Consider the following 20,067-nt stretch of genomic DNA (forward strand, 5'->3'; position numbering starts at 1 on the left):
TGGGTATTGTTATTCTCCTCTTGCTCCATTGCCCAATACGATTCGGGGAAAGGGAAAAGGTTTTAAATTCATCCTTTCCCCCTTACCCCAAAACCAATTCCCAGAACACAAAGAAAGTGAAGAGTACTTATCCGAACCGTATTGGCCCATTGCTCCTCTGTTCCCAATCCCCAGTTCCCAGTCCCCAATCCCCAGCCCACCTATCCCAAAAACAGCTTATATGCCGGATTCTTATTCTCATCCCAATAGCGATAGCCCAGGTTATTAAGAAAAGCTTGCCACTCTTCCATCTCGTGGGGGGGAACCTGGATACCAACAACAATTCGCCCATAGTCTGCGCCGTTGTTGCGGTAGTGAAAAAGACTAATATTCCAGTCGGGACTCATGGAAGTAACAAACTTCATCAATGCGCCGGGACGTTCGGGAAACTCAAAACGATAAAGCAATTCATTGTGAGCCAGGGGAGAGTGCCCACCCACCATGTGCCGCAGATGTAATTTAGTTAGTTCATCGTCTGTTAAATCAAGGGTTTTAAATCCTTGAGCTTCAAAGTTTTCTACCATCTTTGCAGCATCAGCACGATTTTGAATTTGTACACCTACAAAAATATGGGCTGTTTTTTCATCAGCAATACGATAATTAAACTCGGTCAGATTCCGGTTGCCAATACATTCACAAAACTGGCGAATACTTCCCCGTTGCTCAGGAATTGTGACTGCAAAGATCGCTTCGCGACGTTCACCCAACTCTGCACGTTCTGCCACAAAGCGGAGGCGATCAAAGTTCATGTTTGCACCGCAGGCCACAGCAATTAAAGTTTGTCCCTCAATTTGCTCTCGTTCGGCGTAGGCTTTGGCAGCTGCGATCGCTAATGCACCCGCTGGTTCTAAAATGGATCGCGTATCCTCAAACACGTCTTTAATCGCAGCACAAGTATCGTCTGTATCCACCAGAATAATTTCATCTACATACTGCTGACATAAACGGAAAGTTTCTTCACCTACTTCCCGCACCGCTACGCCATCAGCAAATAACCCCACTTGGGACAAGCGCACCCGATGTCCGGCTTTGAGTGATTGAGACATCGCATCAGCATCTACTGGTTCAACCCCAATAATTTTGATTTCGGGACGCAACCGTTTTACATAAGCCCCAATCCCAGAAATTAATCCGCCCCCGCCAATTGCGACAAAAATTGCATGGATGGGTTGCTGATATTGCCTCAAAATTTCCATCCCAATTGTTCCCTGTCCAGCAATGACATGGGGATCATCAAAAGGATGAATAAAGGTCAATCCTTTTTCTACTTCTAATTCACGGGCATAGCTATAAGCATCGTCGTAAGTGTTTCCATGTAACACTACTGCTCCGCCCCTCATTCTAACCGCGTCCACCTTGACTTGGGGTGTAGTTACTGGCATAACGATAATTGCTTTGGTTCCCAAGCGATTGGCTGCAAGGGCGACTCCCTGAGCATGGTTTCCCGCTGATGCTGCAATTACACCCTGTGCCAATATATCTGGTGGCAGTTGCACCATTTTGTTATAAGCACCCCGGAGTTTAAAGGAAAATACTGACTGCATATCCTCACGTTTCAGCAGGAGTTGATTATTCAGCCGCGCAGATAGATTTGGAGCATACTCCAGTGGTGTTTCTTGGGCAACATCGTATACACGGGCAGTTAGAATTTGGATCAGGTAGTCGCAAAACATGGGCGTCAAGCTGTTAGCAAATGCTGGATGGAGATTAATTTTACGTTAGAAGCGATCGCACTGGTTTTATTTAATTGCACTATCTCGAAATTTTGAGTGAATAAAAATAAATCAAAATTTCCCTTTTTAAGGGAATTTAGGATTATCTACAAGTCTTTGTTACATCACAAACAACTTTTCAAACATCCTCTTAACATCAACAAATAAGTATGCTGTTGCTTATGAACATAACTTTTCAATTTATGTTAAAATTTGCATGGAAGATTAAATTCGGCTGTGTAGTTTGTTTTTATATATACATACTTGTATTACAGACCTCTCCGGATCTAAATCTCTACACCCCCTGATTCTGGAGACATTCTATGTCAATTTACGTCGGTAATCTATCTTATGAGGTTAAAGAAGAAGACCTCCGGCACGTCTTTGCAGAATACGGAACTGTCAAAAATGTTCAATTGCCTATCGACCGAGAAACAGGTCGCGTCAGAGGTTTCGGTTTTGTAGAAATGGAATCAGACGCTGAAGAAACAGCAGCAATTGAAGCCCTTGATAATGCCGAGTGGATGGGTCGGAGCTTAAAAGTTAATAAAGCGAAGCCCAAAACAGATGGAGGTTCCTCTGGTGGTAGAAGAGGAAACTATGGTGGCGGTGGCTCTGGCCGCTATTAAGGTCTAAAACCAAGAATTTAACTCTAAGGTCTTGAGGGCAGACAAGGCGTCTGCCTTTTTTTATGCTTTGATTGATTGGACTATTTACCACAACCCAACCACTAATTAAATCTATTTAGTAAAAAAAATATAGTATGACTCAAATAATCGTAGGCGAAAGTGAAGGGATTAAGTGTATCTTATGAAGCTATGCGACCGCTTTTGTCACAGGTGTAGCAACAATGAACCCAGAAGCTAAACATATTGTTAGCGAGCTAAGGCATAAGTTCTACTCTAACTTTGCAGATGCTATGAATATGCCAGTGAGCATAACTGGTACATCTTATAGTAGTAATTCACCGATCGCATCTTGGATGGATCATAGGCAAAGACTAAACTATATAAATGTATATGCTTATACAGCACCAGATGAATTTGTGCCATTCCGCCCATTCATTCTTCGACTGGCTATTAACAAAAGTGCTGGTAGAGTGACGGTGATCAGAAAAGGACAAGTATGCCGAGGTCTTAACTTGGTGTGGGATTTTGAATTAACTGTGCTACCAAAAGAAATCTTAGACTTTCTTCCCTGGATAGTTAATTTAGTTGAGGCTCATGACAAAAGTTCGCCTTTATTGCTACAGTCACCACCTCATTCATTTGAATTAAAAGTGCCAGAGGTCGGGTTATTTAAAAACGCATGGACTCAGAAAGCTTGGCTTCTTGCAAATTCGACAATATCTTAATGGTTGGTGCTGAAGTTGATTTTTGCAACCAACTAAAACTCTATAAATGTGGGATCTAAATAGATAAATAGATGAAAACTACTTTAATAAAGCGATCGCATGGTGACGGATATGATCTTCAATAAAACTGGCGATGAAATAATAACTGTGGTCATAGCCTTCTTGGTAACGCAAGTTTAGCGGCTGGTTAACATCTGCACAAGCTTGCTCAAACACTTCTGGTAGTAATTGTTCAGCTAAAAAATTATCAGCAGTGCCTTGGTCAATAAGAATTGGACTGTGATATCCTACTTTTTTAACTAATTCACTAGCATCATAAGCACGCCAACTTTCTTGATTGTTGCCAAGATAACCACTGAAAGCCTTTTGACCCCAAGGACAACGCATAGGTGCAGTAATAGGTGCAAAAGCTGATACTGATTTGTAGAGTCCTGGATTTCTCATCGCACAGACAAGCGCCCCGTGTCCACCCATCGAATGACCGAAAATGCCTTGTTTCTCAGGTTGGGTGGGGAAGTTTGCCGTAATTAAAGCAGGTAACTCTTGGACTACATAACTATACATTTGGTAATGTTGACGCCACGGTTCCTCTGTAGCATCAACATAAAAGCCCGCACCCGTGCCAAAGTCCCAGTCATCATCCTCACCTGTAATGCCAGTATTACGCGGGCTGGTATCTGGTGCAACCAATATCAAACCGTACTCAGCTGCAAACCGCTGCACTCCCCCAGCCTTGACCATAAAATTCTCTTCTGTGCAAGTTAATCCAGAGAGGAAATAGAGAATCGGCACAGGTTTTTGAGTTGCTTGTGGTGGTTGATAGACAGCAAAGCGCATTTCACCGTTACATATGGAGGAGTGATGACTGTAGAAACCGAGTTTGCCACCAAAGCTTTTATATTCTGAAATGAGGTTGAGGCTAGCCATTGGTTGTATTCTCTTTCCTGAACGGTTGCGGAGAATGATTATTTTACCCTGAACTACCTGGTAATTAGCACGCTATTATTTGACTGCATCGGATTTGCCATGTGTAAGTGGACGTTGAAAGAGGAAAACCCAAGCGATCGCATGAACTAACCGCCGCTAACGATTATAATTAGCTTTATTTGTAAATGCATAATAATCGTGACGCGTCAAAGTTATCATCACGGTAGAGGCATTCAAACCTATTGAAACCTTGTTTTTGAGATATCTCATATAAAGTTTGTTGCGTTTCTGGAAAATCACATGAAGAAATATGGTTTTCAATCATTGAATAGTCTTGCGCCGTGAGTGTGGAGCAATATTTCGCTAAATTATCTCGGTATCGTGTAAGGTATGTTTCTCGGTCTTCTTCTTCTCTACGAAAAACATCAATAAGAATAAAAACACCACCAGATTTGAGAAGATGTTTTAATTGACCAATAAAATTTTCTTTTTGCTCAAGTTGAAAGTGGTGGAGAGCAAAAGAGATGAGAATAACATCAAATTTATCCTGCTGAATGTGGAAGTTAATCAATTCAGAATCTAATTGAGAAAAATCACCTTGGATAAAAGTTAATTCGCATGGAATTATGTCCATGTTTTTTTTAGCAATTTCTAGTGCTTGCGTGGAAAGGTCTATACCTTTATAGGCAGCAATGTTGGTATTTAATAAAGCTTGAGCAGTGAAGCTGGCATCACCACACCCAAAGTCAAGCATATTAAAGGGTTGTGGAAAGTAATTAACTAGGAAGTTGTGCAGTACATCGTAAATATCACGATGTTTCATAAAATTTTCGTTGAGCAACTTCTGATAAATTTTCCATTGCTCATTGAATAACTCTTCAGGGCGCAAGGAGTCCTCTTCAGTACTTTGGAGTTGCCTGTTCACTGACATTTTGCTTATTTCCTCAATGTGAGAGTTTTGTGAAATCAAGGTTAATCCTGGTTACTTATTTCTGGAGTTTAGACTAAAATCTTGTAATTTGGACAAAAATATTTGTTTAGCAAATCTTATAGACAGTGGGCTTGCTACTGCTACACAATCAGTATTGGGTCTAAATCCTCCCACTAATTGCATTCTCTTTTAACCATGTAACCAGAATTTATCAATTTTACTTTATACCAATTTTGTATGAAGCTGCATAGAATTAGATCCCCCCTAGCCCCCCTTAAAAAGGGGGGAACTGGAAAAACATCTATCAAAGTCCCCCTTTTTAAGGGGGATTTAGGGGGATCGAGATATGTGCAACTTCACATTAAATTGGTATTACTACAAAACTTTAATTATTCACGCCCACTTACTCAAGTGATTTTTACCTAAGAGCCAATGTTGGAATCATTCGTGTCTCTAGGAGTTTTAGATTCACTAACACCTTCTTTGAGATTACTGGCTCCCTCTTGAATGCCTTCTTTGAGGTTACTAGCTCCTTCTTGAATTCCTTCTTTGAGGTTACTTGCTCCCTTCTTAATGGCTTCCGTGGCGCTAGTACCTCCCTTTTGCAGATTTTCTTGGTGATTTTGTAGCCGAGCTACAACATTGTAGTCATCTGCTCCTGGGGGAGTTTTTGATTCAATAATGCCTTCTGTTGGGCCACCAATCGCCTTCCATGCGCCAAGACCACCTTTGAGTTGGGAGACATGCTCAAATCCATTAGAACGCAGTTGCTGCGCGGCTTGAGCAGTTTCTTCTTCATTTGCACCGTAAACGTAAATATCACGGCTTTTATCCAAAGAAGGTACTGCACGTTCTACCAATTCATCTACTGGCATGGGCATCGCTCCCATAATATGACCTTGGTTGAAGGTGTTGCGATCGCGCACATCCAAAATTGTAAAAGCTGGTTCACCCCATTCCAAGCGAGATTTCAAGACATGAGCATCAGATTGTGCTTCTATTGGTGGCTGTGGGGGAATGATCCCGCCTACTAAATTATTTGCCATAACTGCTCCTTGCTGACGATATTAATAGCAATTTAACTAACTCAATATATTTAATTGCTCTTTCGCTGGTATGAATATCCTCGAAATCTCTCCTCAGATAGACTGGGTAATTTCAATAATTTCTACCAATTAATCAATTGCGAGTACAACCATTTAAGAGTATGGGAATACAAGATTTTCTAAGAAGAATTCAGAATTCAGGAGTCAGAATTCAGTATGAATTCTGTACGAGTGGGTGACGAATATTGGTTAAAACTGTACTTCGTCCCGCTACGCTAATGCCCGAAGTAAAGCGAAAAAATTAAAATATTCTCGCCTTAAAACTCTATCTCTTTATGGGTAGATTATTCTGAATTCTGAATTATGTATTCTGACTTCTGTTTTATATTAAAATAATTAAATAGATTTAAAGTTTCCGTTTCTGATGTTGTACTAATTTAGATAATTTTAATTTTACTAAATCCTTAAAAACATCAGATAAATTATTAATTGAAAAGGAAAAATCAACTATTCCTATATGAATTGCGTATCCTTTCAATATCAGCGATCGCTAATAATAATGTCTCTTCAATTTCCTGCCGTACTATCGGGCTTACATAAGCGGCGCTATTGAGACAATCTACCAGCAACTTATTGACATCGTAATATTGCTGAAGTAATACTTTTTGCTGTTCATTGAACTGCCAGTAATAACCAATATTGCGATATTTAATCAGTATATTTCTTAATTGTTCACCCCACATTTTACCCTTAGCTTCCCACCAATCCCTAAATTTATCTAGATTGCTGTCTATAGGTGGCAGTTGTTTCTTCAGTTTTTGTAAGACTTGCTTCAATTTAGGATCAACAACAAGGTCAACAGCTTTATCAAAGGCAATGGTGAGGGCATGAACATGATCAAGGGCATCGTTGAGACTATGCTTAAAAGCAAAATCAAGTTCGCTAACACAGGCAACAGTACTAAACAGAAACTCATCAAGAGCAAGCTCAGGGTCAAAAGCTATGTTACCAACAAGGGCGTACTCAAGATCATAACCAGAAGTATAGACAAAGGCGCGAGGTCTATTGCAAGAGCTTTGTTCAACGCAAACGAGGTAAAAAGCACGAACGGCTGCTGCTTTGTAATTAGTAGAGATTGAACTAGATTTTTGATGCAGCCAGGTTAAAAAATATTGTAATCTCTCGTCGCTAGCCATCAACAAATCAATTTTTTGTTTCATTATCTGTAGCATTTCATCAGAATTCGACAACATACTAACAGTTAGTAAAAATACTTCTTGCCAGTGCTTTTCGGTCATGTGACTAACCAGACTGTTCCAAGCTTGGACTTGGGAAATCTCAACAATTTTTTTAGCTGTGAAATACTTTTGGAGCGTCAAATGAGAAAATGAGTAAATTTCTTGTGCCCTTTGCACTAATAACCCATCTTGTACTTCAATTGCCTTCAAAACTGCTTCTCGATCTAGCTGCAATTGAGTTCCTTCTAATGTATCCAGATAGTCAGCAATAAGTTGCAAAAGTTTTTCCTTTTCAAAGAAGTAATCTTCTTGCTCAAAAGTTATAGCTGCAAGTTTACAAAGGAGCTTTTTTTTACTTAATGGAGTCAAATTACAACCAACGCGATCGCGTTTTACATCTCTCATCTCATCCCACCTGAACATTAAAATGTTCAGTGCTTGCTCATATAACTTGGCTGGATTTAAGGTGAATCCATCTTTTATTTGGAACACTATGCAAATCCAATGCAACAGTATTGGAGTGACCGCTAATTCTCGGATATGCTGATTTTCTGGTAGATGTAGCTGATTAATAAATAAATTTCCTATGGCTTCCCCATCTTCTCTAGAATTAAGAGCAACTGCAACAAACCATTTTTTGACAAAAACTTCCACTTGCTCTTGGTCAAAGTCTGCCACCTCAACTTCAGTAAATCCTTGAAATCTATATTTTTGGGCAGCAATCCGACTGCTAATAACAAACTTATTTTTGTAAAAATTCTGGGTAAATCTACGAATTTCTACTGTGACTTTATCTGTCTTTTCTGCTGGTACTTCATCTAATCCATCTAGCAAAATCAGTAGTTTGCCCTCAGTCAGCAGAATTTTAGTTGATTCTTTTTCAATACCGCAACTCAGAAATTCTTCGCTGATGTGGTTCAATATATTGAATTGGCTGTCACTTTTAGCATCTTCAGCAAATTCTTTCAGCCTAATAAAAGTTACGATGCGGTTTGGCTGAAACTCGCCTTTGTTACACTCAATTGCGAGATATTGTAAAAATGTGGTTTTACCTGACCCTGGTTTACCCAGCACTATTAGTTTTGAGTGTTGCAATACCGCCTCTAAGCCTGGTAATCGTCTCTGACGTTTATATCCTCCAAGTTGATTAAAGTTCGATTCAGATTTGAAGTCTTGCAACAGGTCAGAAATTTCTCGCCATTCCAGGCTAGTTATCTTCTCTAAGACATTAATATTGGTGTAAATATCCATCAGTTGGACAGTCTGGGAAATGTCCAACATTTGCATGGTATTGCACTGGTCTTGAATTTTGTCTTGGCGCTTTTGGCGCACTTCCCGCACCAATGTATCGATGTCAGCACCTTTGAATTGCGCTTTAGGAGTTGCATCAAATGCGACATCTTCAGGTAAACTAGCTACTTTTTGCCAAGATAATCCTAACTGTTGACAAATTTGGACAAAACAAGAGCGAGAAACAGACTCACCTGCAAAAAATTTGGAAACTGGTTGACGTGTAATTCCTAAAGCTGTTGCTAATTTATGCTGACTCCAAGTTTTGTCTGTTAAAGCTGTTTTTGCTGCCCTTATACCTTCTGGTGATGCTCTCAGTCCTTGGCTTATCATAGTCTCAGGCTGAAACTTGTAGTATAGTATATGCTTAAGAGGGTAACTACATGTAAATGCACCAGGGTAGATTTTCGTAGACCTTCTTCAAGAAGACATACTCGTTGGCTAAAATACGGTTGGGTTAAATAGGAGTTTAGAATCTAGATTGGCTTATGGCTTCGTTTGTAAGCCTTTTATAGATATCTAATTCATCAGAGAGTGCGGTTGCTCTTTCAAAGTTGTAGCAATTGCAGAGTTATTTAGTGTTTCTTTGGACTATCTGCGGTTATGGAGATCGTCTTCAAGGACACTTATTTTAAGTATGAAAGTTTAAAAATATACAATACAAATTCAAAATTATACAAAAATCATACAAGACTTATACATTTTATCAGCATTACGATGGCTGAAGTTTTCATAAACTTCATGGAAAATTAATTGTACACAAGTACTACAGTAGCGATCGTACTCAGCAGAGACGCGCGTGAATACACTCTCAACAGAAACACGTAAAGCAAAACTGACGCAACAGCGAATCGCCCAATCAATAATAGGCAGCATTGCATTATGGTTACAGTTCCCGCTACTACTCCTAAAATTCTGATCGTCGATGACGATTTCGGTGTGCGAAATCTCGTCTATCGTTTTTTAAGTCGAAAATATCAAATAGAGTCCGCAGCAGATGGTAAGACTGCCTTATCGTTATTTGAGCAATTTAATCCAGCTTTAGTAATTCTGGATTGGAATTTGCCGGATGTTACTGGTTATAACCTCTGCCAAGAAATGCAGAGTCGTACTAATGTTTTAGTGCTGATACTGACTAGTAGGACTGACGAGGCTGATAAAATTAGAATCTTAAGCGCAGGTGCTGATGATTTCATGACTAAACCATTTAGTCTTGCAGAGGTTGAAGTTAGAGTAGAAGCTCTTTTGAGGCGGATACGCTACATCAACCCCTCCCCAACACAACGGATCGTTTTCAAGCAGCTAGCAATTAATCCAGAAGGTCGGGAGGTAACACTTAACGATAAACCTCTCGCCTTAACAGCCCTGGAATTTAATATCTTACATTTTTTGGCAAGTCATCCGAATCAGGCTTGGAGTCGCCCACAGCTAATCCAAAAAATCTGGGGTTGCGACTACATAGGAGATGGACGGGTAGTTGATGTGCATATTGGTCAGTTGCGTAAGAAGATGGAAGTTGATACTAGCGTACCGGAGTTTATTAAAACTGTGCGGGGCTATGGTTACAAGTTTGAAGCCCCCGATGAGATTAGTAATTCCTAAGTTTCCCGATTTCAGGAAAACTTCCTCACAAAGAATGACTCATCGTAGTCAGTGTTAGTCTTAGTGTTTACCTAAATACTTTTACTGAGGCTTGACCCTATAACTTGCGTTAATTTGGAACGTTGATACAAACTTATTTGGTAATTTCGTGTCTGCTCAAGCCTCAGATGCTAACTTTCCAGAAATTCTCAATTATCAGGTAAAAGAGTCAGATTTGGTGGGTGATAGAGAATGGTTTTTAGAGTTAACCCGTCAGCTGCATAGAAGTAGAGCGATCGCTGTTGGGGGTATACTCAGGCAGTATATGCGCGAGTTAGAAGAAAAAAACCAAGACCTCATTGATGAAAGTGAAGAAAGAGATGAGGCTGATAAAGCAAGTTTGTCTTTCAGGTGGAAGCACAAGTTACAAAAGTACAAAATTAAAAAATATCTTCGGGTTATAAAAATAAATAGGTTAATTTATGCTTTTAAGCATCATCTCTGCCTTTGACTAACCAACTCAGCCGCTAAATGTATAGCTGCTTTCATACTCGTAGCATCAGCAATTCCCTTACCCGCAATATCAAACGCTGTTCCATGATCCGGTGAAGTCCGAACAAAAGGAAGACCTATAGAAGTATTAACTGCCCGATCAAACGCCATCAGCTTCACAGGAATTAAGCCTTGGTCGTGGTAAAGTGCCAAGTAGCCATCAGCAGGATTTTGTCCTAAAGAATTTCCGTACCAAGCTTGACCAGGTTTAACCCACATCGTATCTGGCGGTATTGGGCCATCTAGTTGCAATTGTGGACGATTTTGCCGCTCTTGCTCCAACCAAGGAATTAACCAATCCTGTTCTTCATGTCCCAATTGTCCCTGTTCGCCACTGTGGGGATTTAAACCTGCGATCGCAATTCTCGCATTTTCTATCCCAAAATCTTTATCTAAACACTCCACCAGTAAATCTAGTTTTTGTGTCAGCAACTTTGGTGTCAATGTATCAGCTACTTGACGTAAGGAAATATGTGTGGTGGCAAGTAAAGTGCGGAGTATCCAACCAGTATGAGGCGATCGCGCCACAAATAACATCCCAAAACGGTCAACACCTGATTTTTGCGCCAAAAGTTCCGTTTGCCCTGGATAATTATATCCTGCGGCTTTCCAAGCAGATTTAGCGATCGGCCCCGTGACAATACCATCAAATTTACCAGCTAGTGTTTGAGCGATCGCATATTCCATATAGGCAAAACTAGCCGCACCACTCGCCGCATTACCTATTCCTGAGATAATTTCACCTTTTATTTCCCCATCCAACTGCACATCGTTAATTGACAACTCATCTGGATTTGCCAAAGGTGCTAAATTCTCAGTTAAATTCAGTTTGCGATAAGTCTGTACCAGCAAATCCTTGTTACCAAATACTGTAACGTCATATTTTTTACTAATTTCCGTATCTGCTAAAGCTTTCAAAATCACCTCTGGCCCAATCCCAGCCGGATCTCCCAACGTCAACGCCAAGCGCGGACGATTTTCTTTAGCAAAATTTATTAAATTACCTTGATTATTTTGATACATAAAATTTATTCATAATAATTATCATCAAGTTTTCTCACATTTCCCTATCTCCACCACTGCACAGTAGGGATTGCCCCCCAAACCAGTAGGGATTACTTGCTAAACTAGTTTAAAATTATTTACACAGGTCTAATCCTAGAGTAACAATTCAAGAGCTTCTGTTAGACCTAGTTTACACACCACTTGCATAAGGAGAATCACACCAATGGGCGGCGAAATTTTGAATGCAGCTCTATTGTCTTTCGGTTTAATCTTCGTGGGCTGGGGCTTAGGTGCTTTGTTACTTAAAATTCAGGGCGGAGAAGAATAATTAGTGCTGAGTGCTGAGTGCTGAGTGCTGAGTGCTGAGTTAGGAGTTATTTTATTCTCCCCACTCCCTTTTTCATCGAAATGAGAAAAAAGCTTGTCCGTTAACCGGACAGCTATTTTCCCATGAGTTTATCCAAATAAATTGATTTTCTGAGAAAAGATGTAAACTTTTGTTTGCATAGGTTATTCTGATAACATTCTTTTCATAAAACATTAAAATTTATTACAACCCTCATGACATTATTAATCGTCGGTGCCACTGGCACCTTAGGAAGACAAGTGGCTCGTCGGGCAATCGATGAGGGATATAAAGTACGCTGTCTTGTTCGCAGCAGTAAAAAAGCAGCTTTTCTCAAAGAATGGGGTGCAGAACTCGTACCCGGAAATTTGCGTTACCCCGATACCCTAGCGGAAGCTTTAGTTGGCGTAACCCAAGTTATTGATGCGTCAACATCCCGCCCTACAGATTCACTGAGTATCAAACAAGTGGATTGGGACGGCAAAGTAGCATTAATTCAAGCAGCAAAAGCAGCGGGTGTAGAGCGTTTTATCTTCTTTTCGATTTTAGATGCTGATAAATACCCAGAAGTGCCGTTAATGGAAATTAAGCGGTGTACAGAACTCTTCCTGGCTGAGTCAGGCTTGAATTACACCATCTTGCGGCTAGCTGGGTTTATGCAAGGGTTAATTGGCCAGTATGGGATTCCTATTTTAGAAGCACAGCCAGTTTGGGTAACAGGTAATTCTTCTCCCATCGCCTATATGGATACTCAGGACATTGCTAAGTTTGCAATCCGAGCATTGAGTGTACCAGAAACCGAAAACCAAGCTTTTCCTGTAGTCGGTACTCGTGCATGGAGTGCAGAAGAAATCATCAACCTGTGCGAACGCTTATCTGGAAAAGACGCCAGAATAACGCGGATGCCAATAAACTTGTTGCGTGCTGTGCGGGGCTTAATGCGGTTCTTTCAGTGGGGATGGAACGTAGCTGACAGGCTAGCGTTTACAGAAGTATTAGCTAGTGGTAAACAGTTAAATGCTTCAATGGATGAAGTATATACAGTCTTTGGTTTAGATCCACAACAAACCACAACCCTAGAAAGCTATCTACAAGAGTACTTCAGCCGAATAATGAAGAAGCTCAAAGAGGTAGATTACCAGAAAAATAAAAATAAAAAGCAGAAACCTAAAAAAACTCCCTTTAAACAGTCTTCAAAAGCCAATAGTCAATAGTCATTACAAAATAGACATTAGTCGTTCAACTCTAGACTCTGGATATTTGACTCTAGATTAATGACTACATGACCAAAATGTGTAAGGATTACATAATACAGAGCACCGCCTAAACTTGGATATTTGAGTGTGCCGAAAGCAGGCATTATCTACAATGACGTTAAACCGATAGCGGGCCGTGTCGCTATCGAGTTGAAAGACAAGCTAACCGCAGCCGGTTGGAATGTATGTATCACATCGAGTATCGGTGGAATACTGGGCTACTCTACACCTGAGAGTTCTGTATGCCACACCCCCATTGATGGTCTAACCCCCCCTGGTTTTGACTCAGATATGAAGTTTGCAGTGGTATTAGGGGGAGACGGCACTGTTTTAGCAGCGTCTCGTCAAGTAGCCCCCTGTGGTATTCCACTGCTAACAGTGAATACCGGCCACATGGGATTTTTGACAGAAACTTTCCTGAATCAATTGCCCCAAGCATTAGAACAGGCGATGGCGGGTGAGTATGAAATTGAAGAACGAGCTATGCTCACCGTCAAAGTGTTTCGGGGAGATTCAGTACTATGGGAAGCTCTCTGCTTAAATGAAATGGTACTGCATCGGGAACCCTTGACCTCTATGTGCCATTTTGAAATTGCCATAGGGCGTCATGCGCCAGTAGATATTGCAGCGGATGGTGTGATTGTTTCTACACCTACTGGTTCTACAGCTTACTCATTGAGTGCTGGTGGCCCAGTCGTTACTCCTGGCGTACCTGTTTTACAGCTAGTACCCATTTGTCCCCATTCTCTAGCTTCGAGAGCATTGGTATTTCCAGATACCGATTCGGTCAACATCTATCCAGTCAATATTCCTCGACTGGTGATGGTAGTAGATGGCAATGGCGGGTGTTATATCCTACCAGAAGATCGAGTATATATGGAGCGATCGCAATATAGTGCCAGATTTATTCGCCTGCAACCGCCTGAGTTTTTCCGAATTTTGCGAGAAAAATTAGGTTGGGGTTTGCCACATATCGCTAAACCAACTTCGGTAGAATTGCCGTAGTTATTGGGCATTGGGCATTGGGCATTGGTTATTAATTCTTCTCCATGCCCTATTCCCTATGCCCAATACCCGATTTACTGATTTCCTTCCAGAATTACTGGTGTAGGGATGGTATTTGGAGTTAGTTATTAAGATTGCATCGGAGAATTAGATAGCTGACACCTGAACGTGCTAAAAGATTCTTGGCAGCGTGTCAAATCAGGATTGCTCCGTCACGAAAAACTCGTAACTGCACTTTATGACTGATGTAAAGATTTTCTCTGGAATATCTTTACGAATCCCAAATCCAATATCCTAAATTGTTATGACAGTTGCTTCAAGTCCCTGTGTTTTGGTGATTGAAACCGATGAGAGCCTAGCAAACCAGCTTGCTTGCGATTTGCAAGAAGCCGGCTATGAATCAATTTTGGCTCATGATGCGACCAGTGGCTTACAACACTGTCGCGATCGCCAACCTGCTTTAATTGTCTTAGACCGAATGCTAGCAGGAGAATCAGGACTCTCGTTGTGTAAAAATATGAGAAGCACTGGTATGCGATCGCCTGTATTGATTTTAATGGCAAGGGATACAGTCGATGATCGTGTAGCCTGTCTAGAAGCTGGAGCGGATGATTACATCCTCAAGCCTTACCGTTCAGAAGACTTTTTGAAGTTAATTCGCCTCTACTTAAAACCCGATGTGGATACCACGGAGCAATTGCGCTTTGGGGATTTGATTTTAGACATCGCAACTCGCCGTGCTATACATAGCGGACGGGCAATTGACTTAACAATGAAGGAATTTGAACTATTAAAATTCTTAATGGAACATCCCCGTGAGGTGTTAACCCGCGAACAAATTTTAGAAAATGTTTGGGGTTATGACTTTCTGGGTGAGTCGAATGTAATTGAAGTGTACATCCGCTACTTGCGCCTAAAAATTGAAGATGAAGGTCAAAAGCGCCTCATTCAGACAGTGCGCGGCGTAGGGTATGTTTTAAGAGAATCCTAATATACTGTGACGGAAGTTTGCTTATCTTTAACAAGGGGATTTTGCCCTTGTCTAATTGAGATTGAAAACTGGGGTGTGTTATGGGACGCAATACTGCTCGGTTAAGGATTTTAAACTGGAATTTGGCTTTGGGAAAAGGTTAAAGGGTAAAGGTTAAAGGTTTTTTCTTTCCCCTTTCCCATTCCCCTTTTCCCGTTAACCGACAAGTATTGTTATGGGACGAATAAAAGCCGTGGGTTTTCCAGCTTAAATTCTGTAAAATTGAAATCTAAATTACAAAATCGAACAAATATATGAGTCGTCGGCTAAGTTTGCTCTCGATATTGCTGAGTATTTTTCTGATGGGCTGTTCTATGCCAACAACAGCTAAACCTCCCAGTTTCACCTCTGGTTCTCAAACTCCAGCACCAGAGAATTTAGGTCAAACACTACCAATTTCTGCTAAGGCCATTGTTCCTAATGGCACAACAATTAAATTAGAGGTGGCGCAGACCCCAGAACAGCAAGCGATGGGCTTGATGTATCGACCAGCTTTGCCAGATGACCGAGGGATGCTGTTTGGATTCCCTTCAGCACAGCCAGTAAGTTTTTGGATGAAGAATGTACCAGTGCCTTTGGATATGGTATTTTTACAGAACGGTGTAGTTAAATATATTCAGGCTTCTGCACCTCCTTGTGCAAGTCAGCCTTGTCCTACCTATGGCCCAAACACACCAATAGATAAGGTAATTGAACTTCGCTCTGGAAGAGCTGCTGAATTGAACTTGAAAGTGGGCGATACTGTCAAAATAGAGTTTTGAGACTTCAGTGCTTTGCGACCATAAAGACTTAGGTAGTTACTCTGTTGAGAACCTAAACGGTCTAAGTATATGTTTTTTCTGTAAAAAAAATCACTTTATGTGGTAAAACAGTCACTTGTAACGCTAATATTTGAAAACTGTGGTAATAATGTAAAATTCTAATGTCTCCAACCTGAAATTGCGCTATTGAGGTTTGGTTGCAAAAATATTCCCTTGGGCGTAAGTGTAAATAGCTGCCAATAAGAGAGTATAGGCTATGGAATCTTTGTTACTACATGTGTGATTAAATAAAGCACAAAAGTCAACGAGATAGAGTTAATTTAACTAAGCAAAAATACTGCTCGATTTTCAAGCAGATGGTTTGTAGGAAAATTCTATTTCTTAGACCTTTTATGAGAAGCCTCTCTCTAAGGCAAATCAAAAAAAGCTGTGCTGGGGTGGGTGTATAGCCGATAACGGCACAGTGACAGATTAAATACTGGCTACTGTCTACCGAGCAATGGTGAACTGATATATGACAATACATTCTGCACAAGGAGGTGAGATACAAATGTCACCATCAAAATATTCTCGACTGATGCATTTTTTACAAGAAGATTTGGCCATTTCCACAGCCTCACTGGCGGTGGTGCTTCGACATCGTGAGCAAGACCCAGGCCCTTTAGCAATGATTCTTTGGCAGTATGGGTTGATTACTTTAGAGCAGTTAGAACAAATTTATGATTGGCTGGAGACGGCATAAATCACACCAATTTTGGCTTTTGGGTTTTAGATTTAAAGTCTTTACCAAAAGACCGTTAACGGAATCTCAAACAAACACTATTTATACCAATTTGGTATCATACTAAGTTGACAAAGTTAGTTCCTTTGGTGTCAAAGACGCTGTGCTACTGTTTCGAGAGCAAATAATACTATCTAGGACAACTTGGTATGATTTAGGAGAATTGAGCCATGTCACATCAACTCTACGTTGTGCAAAAGTTGATATCTGAATCTATTGACTCTGGCGGTTTCTACTCATTTATATACAGATTAAAAGAGCGAGTTAAATTATCAACTCGCTCTTTTAATTTGTCCTTTGTCCTTTGCTAATGACCAATGACCAATGACCAATGACCAATGACCAATGACAAATGACTATTGTGTAAACACTCTAACTGCTGCTGCTACACCAGAACCAGGGGTAAAGTCTTCGTAGCCAAGTTCTGAGAGGGTAACTTCTAAGGATGCTATACAGCTGAGGATATCGCGATCGCTCACAAAACCCAAGTGACCAATGCGGAAAATTTTGTTGCTCAAATGGTCTTGACCACCTGCTAGGGCAATATCAAAGCGTTTTTTCATCACTGACCGAATCTTATCAGGTTCAATTCCCTGTGGTGCTACAGCCGTAATCGCTGGACTAGCGGAACTATCTGCTGCAAACAGGGGTAAATTTAACCCTTGAATAGCGGCGCGGGTAGCATTTTTAAGCCGTTCATGTCGAGCAAATATTGATTCCAAGCCTTCTTCTTTCATCATTCGCAACGTGGTGTGCAGCGCTACAATCAAGTTCACAGGCGGAGTAAATGGGGTTGTATTTTTGGCTGTGGCTTTACGATATTTGCCTAAGTCCAAATAATATTTTGGTAACTTCGCAGTTTTGTAAGCTTCCCAAGCCTTGGGACTAACAGAGACAAAACCCAATCCCGGCGGAATCATATAACCTTTTTGGGAACCGGAGGCGACTATATCCAAACCCCAAGCATCCACGGGTAGATTGAACGCACCCAAGCTGGTTACAGCATCAACGATAATTAAAGCTTCACCGTGTTCTTTAACGTGGCGGTTGATAGTTTCTAGGTCATTCAACACACCCGTCGAGGTTTCGCTGTGGGTAATGATTACGGCTTTAATTTGCTTTTGGGTATCTGCTTGGAGTTTTTCAGCAAATACTGTAGGGTCTAAGGGTTTTCCCCATTCCACCTTAACTTCTTCTACATTCAAACCGTAGGCTTGACCAACTTCTACCCAGCGTTCACCAAATTTACCATTAGAGCCAACTAAAATGCGATCGCCTGGAGAGAGGAAATTAATTATTCCGGCTTCTACAGCACCAGTACCACTGACATTCAGCGTTAACACATCACTTTGGGTTTGGTGCAGCCACTTAAGATTTTCCGTCACCTCTGCCAATATGTTGCTAAATTCACTGGTACGATGCCCAATCGGATGCTTGGCTAATGCCAGTAAGGCAGCTTCTGGCACCGGGGTTGGGCCTGGAATCATCAGCATCAGCTTATCGTTCATGTGTGTATCCTAAAAGTCAAATAAAAGTCAAAATTGTGGAAAGTTGGTTAAGTCTGATAGCAAATCCTAGATATTCATCTACAAATTACACACAGTTTGTCACCAGCCTTGTTGTATATTTTCCAAATCTATAGGAAAAGTATCATGAGAGTTACTGTTCGGTCAGCTTGAACTTTGCAATTTATACAGAGACTCCAACTCAGATAAAACCTTTGTTCCAGGCAATCTTACCACACACTTAGACGCCAGGTTAAGGCGTTTGCTCATAGGGGAGAGGCTATTTTAGCTAAGGGTGAAACGTCTATCTAGATGAGGCATAGATATGATCAATTCTTAAATCTTACCCATAATTCGCTGCGGCGGTTTTGATAAAAACAGACGAAATAGTTTTGAATATCGCGGGAATAGTCGGTGAAAAAGCAATGTTTTGCTTCCACGAAGGAAGTAACCACCTACACTATGCGGAAGACTTGGATGTTACCGTTTGCTAAGAGATAGAAGATACCCAACCCAAACTTTTCAATGTACTTGGGGCGAAAATTTGTTCTTAGGTTGCCATTCTTTAAAGAATACCTCCATCTATAAAAGGAGGCGATGATTTATTTCAGTCCAAATTACTTCTATGCTAATATCCAAGACTTTTCTGGCTTACTCAATAACGATTTATTTGCCACAGAAGTTGAGATATTTATGCTACTAATTGCTGTACGTTATGATGTTGAACTTAGTGGAAAGCGATGCCTAAAACGGGCTACGCCTACGTTATAAATTATAAGTTTTTATACTAACACTTACAAAATTGCTACAATCGTGCCTAGTCTTTTTAATTACTATTCATGGTGAGTCGTTTTTAACTAGTGTTCAGTTCATAAACTGTCACTCACCAGATCCCCGGTATTCTTGCAAAAGAGATATTCTTAGTTAGTGCAAGGAGTGATACCATTTCACCACATGTTTGTCACAAGTTATCCCCGTAATGCTCCCTCCTCAGGGAATGTTGCAGATTTCAAATGTTGCATCAAACGAGTGAGTTGGTATAAGCTTTTACGGGAAAGCGCTTGAGTGAGCAAAACTCTCAAGCGCTTTTTCGTGTATAAATAAAACAGGAGTCAGAATTCAGAATTCACAATTCAGAATACTCTACCCATAAAGGGATAGAGTTTTAAGGTGAGAATATTTTAATTTTTTTCGCGCCACTTGCGGGCAAGGTTTTAAACCAATATTCATTACCCAGTCGGACTCCAATTCAATTCTGAATTCTGACTCCTGAGTTCTGAATTCTTTTTATAAAATTACTGTAACAGTACTTCTTACAACACATAATTAATGGATTTAACATCCGTGCCATCCTTCAAATCCTTTTTACTTGACTGGACGTACCACACGAATTAGTTTTCCTTGCAAAGGTTCTTCTGCTGTCACAGCCTCATCTATCCGTGCTGCAAACTGTTCCCAATTACGATTGTTCGTACAAACAATAATACCGAAGTGGTTAGAATCACGACGATGCAAACGGATAAAATCATCTCTGTTGATAGTTAATATCGAGCGTTCTTGACTTATAGCAAATGCTAGCACTTCCTCATCGGTTATACGTTGACCTGCATTTTCTGCTTCTTGAACTGTCAAAACATCATGTCCCAAAGCGCGTAATAATTCCACAACTGGGAACGGAAACTGCTCATCTGCGTAAAATCGTGCCATC

Annotated in this window: 19 protein-coding genes and 1 pseudogene; 11 read left to right on the forward strand and 9 right to left on the reverse strand. The window is 40.6% G+C overall.

Annotated elements, in window-relative coordinates:
* Nucleotides 1–200: 200 nt before the first annotated feature.
* Complete coding sequence (gene ilvA / locus ABF638_RS10670; RefSeq protein WP_435022646.1) at nt 201–1,712, reverse strand: threonine ammonia-lyase, biosynthetic; 1,512 nt, start codon at nt 1,710–1,712, stop codon at nt 201–203.
* Nucleotides 1,713–2,074: 362 nt separating this feature from the next.
* On the opposite strand from ilvA, the gene ABF638_RS10675 reads away from it, so the two are divergent.
* Both ABF638_RS10675 and ABF638_RS10680 read left to right on the forward strand, forming a co-directional pair.
* Nucleotides 2,075–2,380 carry an RNA recognition motif domain-containing protein gene (locus ABF638_RS10675; protein WP_435022648.1) on the forward strand — a complete coding sequence of 102 codons (306 nt, stop codon included), beginning with the start codon at nt 2,075–2,077 and terminating at the stop codon, nt 2,378–2,380.
* Nucleotides 2,381–2,601: 221 nt separating this feature from the next.
* On the forward strand, nt 2,602–3,105 hold the full coding sequence (locus ABF638_RS10680; protein WP_435022650.1) for a hypothetical protein: 504 nt from the start codon (nt 2,602–2,604) through the stop codon (nt 3,103–3,105).
* A gap of 78 nt (nt 3,106–3,183) precedes the next feature.
* Here ABF638_RS10680 and fghA read toward each other — a convergent pair whose 3' ends face one another.
* The 5 genes and pseudogenes from fghA to ABF638_RS10705 all read right to left on the reverse strand — a co-directional run bounded on the left by fghA (nt 3,184) and on the right by ABF638_RS10705 (nt 9,413).
* The gene (fghA, locus tag ABF638_RS10685) at nt 3,184–4,032 is read right to left on the reverse strand and encodes an S-formylglutathione hydrolase (RefSeq protein ID WP_435022652.1); all 849 of its coding nucleotides are present in this window, start codon (nt 4,030–4,032) and stop codon (nt 3,184–3,186) included.
* 175 nt (nt 4,033–4,207) lie between these two features.
* On the reverse strand, nt 4,208–4,963 hold the full coding sequence (locus ABF638_RS10690) for a class I SAM-dependent methyltransferase (RefSeq protein ID WP_435022654.1): 756 nt from the start codon (nt 4,961–4,963) through the stop codon (nt 4,208–4,210).
* A gap of 599 nt (nt 4,964–5,562) precedes the next feature.
* Nucleotides 5,563–6,009: pseudogene (locus tag ABF638_RS10695) on the reverse strand (rhodanese-like domain-containing protein); the annotation flags it as partial.
* Nucleotides 6,010–6,512: 503 nt separating this feature from the next.
* Nucleotides 6,513–8,870, reverse strand: coding sequence for an NACHT domain-containing protein (locus ABF638_RS10700; RefSeq protein ID WP_435022656.1), 2,358 nt, complete (start codon nt 8,868–8,870; stop codon nt 6,513–6,515).
* Nucleotides 8,871–9,209: 339 nt separating this feature from the next.
* Nucleotides 9,210–9,413: a hypothetical protein gene (locus ABF638_RS10705; protein ID WP_435022658.1), complete on the reverse strand. Its 204-nt coding sequence runs from the start codon at nt 9,411–9,413 to the stop codon at nt 9,210–9,212.
* 6 nt (nt 9,414–9,419) lie between these two features.
* Between ABF638_RS10705 and ABF638_RS10710 the strand changes: the two genes are divergently transcribed.
* Both ABF638_RS10710 and ABF638_RS10715 read left to right on the forward strand, forming a co-directional pair.
* Entirely contained in the window at nt 9,420–10,139 is a 720-nt protein-coding gene (locus ABF638_RS10710; RefSeq protein WP_435022660.1) for a response regulator transcription factor, read from the forward strand.
* Nucleotides 10,140–10,287: 148 nt separating this feature from the next.
* Nucleotides 10,288–10,629 carry a protein rep gene (locus tag ABF638_RS10715; protein ID WP_435022662.1) on the forward strand — a complete coding sequence of 114 codons (342 nt, stop codon included), beginning with the start codon at nt 10,288–10,290 and terminating at the stop codon, nt 10,627–10,629.
* Here ABF638_RS10715 and pdxA read toward each other — a convergent pair.
* The gene (pdxA, locus tag ABF638_RS10720) at nt 10,614–11,693 is read right to left on the reverse strand and encodes a 4-hydroxythreonine-4-phosphate dehydrogenase PdxA (RefSeq protein ID WP_435022664.1); all 1,080 of its coding nucleotides are present in this window, start codon (nt 11,691–11,693) and stop codon (nt 10,614–10,616) included. The two genes, ABF638_RS10715 and pdxA, sit on opposite strands and share 16 nt — an antisense overlap.
* A 205-nt stretch (nt 11,694–11,898) precedes the next feature.
* On the opposite strand from pdxA, the gene petM reads away from it, so the two are divergent.
* From petM to ABF638_RS10750, 6 genes are all read left to right on the forward strand, one after another.
* Nucleotides 11,899–12,003: a cytochrome b6-f complex subunit PetM gene (gene petM, locus ABF638_RS10725; protein ID WP_109009093.1), complete on the forward strand. Its 105-nt coding sequence runs from the start codon at nt 11,899–11,901 to the stop codon at nt 12,001–12,003.
* Nucleotides 12,004–12,236: 233 nt separating this feature from the next.
* The gene (locus ABF638_RS10730) at nt 12,237–13,235 is read left to right on the forward strand and encodes an SDR family oxidoreductase (protein WP_435022666.1); all 999 of its coding nucleotides are present in this window, start codon (nt 12,237–12,239) and stop codon (nt 13,233–13,235) included.
* A 129-nt stretch (nt 13,236–13,364) separates the two neighbouring features.
* Nucleotides 13,365–14,282 carry an NAD(+) kinase gene (locus tag ABF638_RS10735; RefSeq protein ID WP_181928367.1) on the forward strand — a complete coding sequence of 306 codons (918 nt, stop codon included), beginning with the start codon at nt 13,365–13,367 and terminating at the stop codon, nt 14,280–14,282.
* Between the two features lie 304 nt (nt 14,283–14,586).
* The gene (nblR, locus tag ABF638_RS10740; RefSeq protein WP_069072197.1) at nt 14,587–15,273 is read left to right on the forward strand and encodes a response regulator transcription factor NblR; all 687 of its coding nucleotides are present in this window, start codon (nt 14,587–14,589) and stop codon (nt 15,271–15,273) included.
* Nucleotides 15,274–15,566: 293 nt separating this feature from the next.
* On the forward strand, nt 15,567–16,073 hold the full coding sequence (locus ABF638_RS10745; RefSeq protein ID WP_435022669.1) for a DUF192 domain-containing protein: 507 nt from the start codon (nt 15,567–15,569) through the stop codon (nt 16,071–16,073).
* A gap of 514 nt (nt 16,074–16,587) precedes the next feature.
* The gene (locus ABF638_RS10750; RefSeq protein ID WP_181928365.1) at nt 16,588–16,815 is read left to right on the forward strand and encodes a DUF2949 domain-containing protein; all 228 of its coding nucleotides are present in this window, start codon (nt 16,588–16,590) and stop codon (nt 16,813–16,815) included.
* A gap of 395 nt (nt 16,816–17,210) precedes the next feature.
* On the opposite strand, the gene ABF638_RS10755 is transcribed toward ABF638_RS10750, so the two are convergent.
* Nucleotides 17,211–18,362: a pyridoxal-phosphate-dependent aminotransferase family protein gene (locus tag ABF638_RS10755; protein WP_435022671.1), complete on the reverse strand. Its 1,152-nt coding sequence runs from the start codon at nt 18,360–18,362 to the stop codon at nt 17,211–17,213.
* A gap of 594 nt (nt 18,363–18,956) precedes the next feature.
* Between ABF638_RS10755 and ABF638_RS10760 the strand changes: the two genes are divergently transcribed.
* Nucleotides 18,957–19,130, forward strand: a complete 174-nt coding sequence (locus tag ABF638_RS10760) for a hypothetical protein (protein WP_435022673.1) — start codon at nt 18,957–18,959, stop codon at nt 19,128–19,130.
* A gap of 594 nt (nt 19,131–19,724) precedes the next feature.
* On the opposite strand, the gene ABF638_RS10765 is transcribed toward ABF638_RS10760, so the two are convergent.
* A complete protein-coding gene (locus tag ABF638_RS10765) occupies nt 19,725–20,066 on the reverse strand; it encodes a DUF5615 family PIN-like protein (RefSeq protein WP_435022675.1) in 342 nt (113 codons plus the stop codon).
* Between the last annotated feature and the right edge of the window lies 1 nt (nt 20,067).

Origin of the sequence: Nostoc sp. CALU 1950 (genome assembly GCF_051172895.1) — a bacterium.
In the GTDB taxonomy this organism is placed as follows: Bacteria; Cyanobacteriota; Cyanobacteriia; order Cyanobacteriales; family Nostocaceae; genus Nostoc; species Nostoc edaphicum_A.

What these genes read in the sequence shown, in the direction of transcription:
- ABF638_RS10750 (WP_181928365.1), top strand. Translation starts at nt 16,588, where the DNA reads ATGACAATACATTCTGCACAAGGAGGTGAGATACAAATGTCACCATCA.
- ABF638_RS10690 (WP_435022654.1), bottom strand. Translation starts at nt 4,963, where the DNA reads ATGTCAGTGAACAGGCAACTCCAAAGTACTGAAGAGGACTCCTTGCGC.
- nblR (WP_069072197.1), top strand. Translation starts at nt 14,587, where the DNA reads ATGACAGTTGCTTCAAGTCCCTGTGTTTTGGTGATTGAAACCGATGAG.
- ABF638_RS10710 (WP_435022660.1), top strand. Translation starts at nt 9,420, where the DNA reads ATGGTTACAGTTCCCGCTACTACTCCTAAAATTCTGATCGTCGATGAC.
- ABF638_RS10745 (WP_435022669.1), top strand. Translation starts at nt 15,567, where the DNA reads ATGAGTCGTCGGCTAAGTTTGCTCTCGATATTGCTGAGTATTTTTCTG.
- ABF638_RS10700 (WP_435022656.1), bottom strand. Translation starts at nt 8,870, where the DNA reads ATGATAAGCCAAGGACTGAGAGCATCACCAGAAGGTATAAGGGCAGCA.
- fghA (WP_435022652.1), bottom strand. Translation starts at nt 4,032, where the DNA reads ATGGCTAGCCTCAACCTCATTTCAGAATATAAAAGCTTTGGTGGCAAA.
- ABF638_RS10705 (WP_435022658.1), bottom strand. Translation starts at nt 9,413, where the DNA reads ATGCTGCCTATTATTGATTGGGCGATTCGCTGTTGCGTCAGTTTTGCT.
- petM (WP_109009093.1), top strand. Translation starts at nt 11,899, where the DNA reads ATGGGCGGCGAAATTTTGAATGCAGCTCTATTGTCTTTCGGTTTAATC.
- ABF638_RS10760 (WP_435022673.1), top strand. Translation starts at nt 18,957, where the DNA reads ATGATTTATTTCAGTCCAAATTACTTCTATGCTAATATCCAAGACTTT.
- pdxA (WP_435022664.1), bottom strand. Translation starts at nt 11,693, where the DNA reads ATGTATCAAAATAATCAAGGTAATTTAATAAATTTTGCTAAAGAAAAT.
- ABF638_RS10675 (WP_435022648.1), top strand. Translation starts at nt 2,075, where the DNA reads ATGTCAATTTACGTCGGTAATCTATCTTATGAGGTTAAAGAAGAAGAC.
- ABF638_RS10765 (WP_435022675.1), bottom strand. Translation starts at nt 20,066, where the DNA reads ATGGCACGATTTTACGCAGATGAGCAGTTTCCGTTCCCAGTTGTGGAA.
- ilvA (WP_435022646.1), bottom strand. Translation starts at nt 1,712, where the DNA reads ATGTTTTGCGACTACCTGATCCAAATTCTAACTGCCCGTGTATACGAT.
- ABF638_RS10680 (WP_435022650.1), top strand. Translation starts at nt 2,602, where the DNA reads ATGAACCCAGAAGCTAAACATATTGTTAGCGAGCTAAGGCATAAGTTC.
- ABF638_RS10755 (WP_435022671.1), bottom strand. Translation starts at nt 18,362, where the DNA reads ATGAACGATAAGCTGATGCTGATGATTCCAGGCCCAACCCCGGTGCCA.
- ABF638_RS10730 (WP_435022666.1), top strand. Translation starts at nt 12,237, where the DNA reads ATGACATTATTAATCGTCGGTGCCACTGGCACCTTAGGAAGACAAGTG.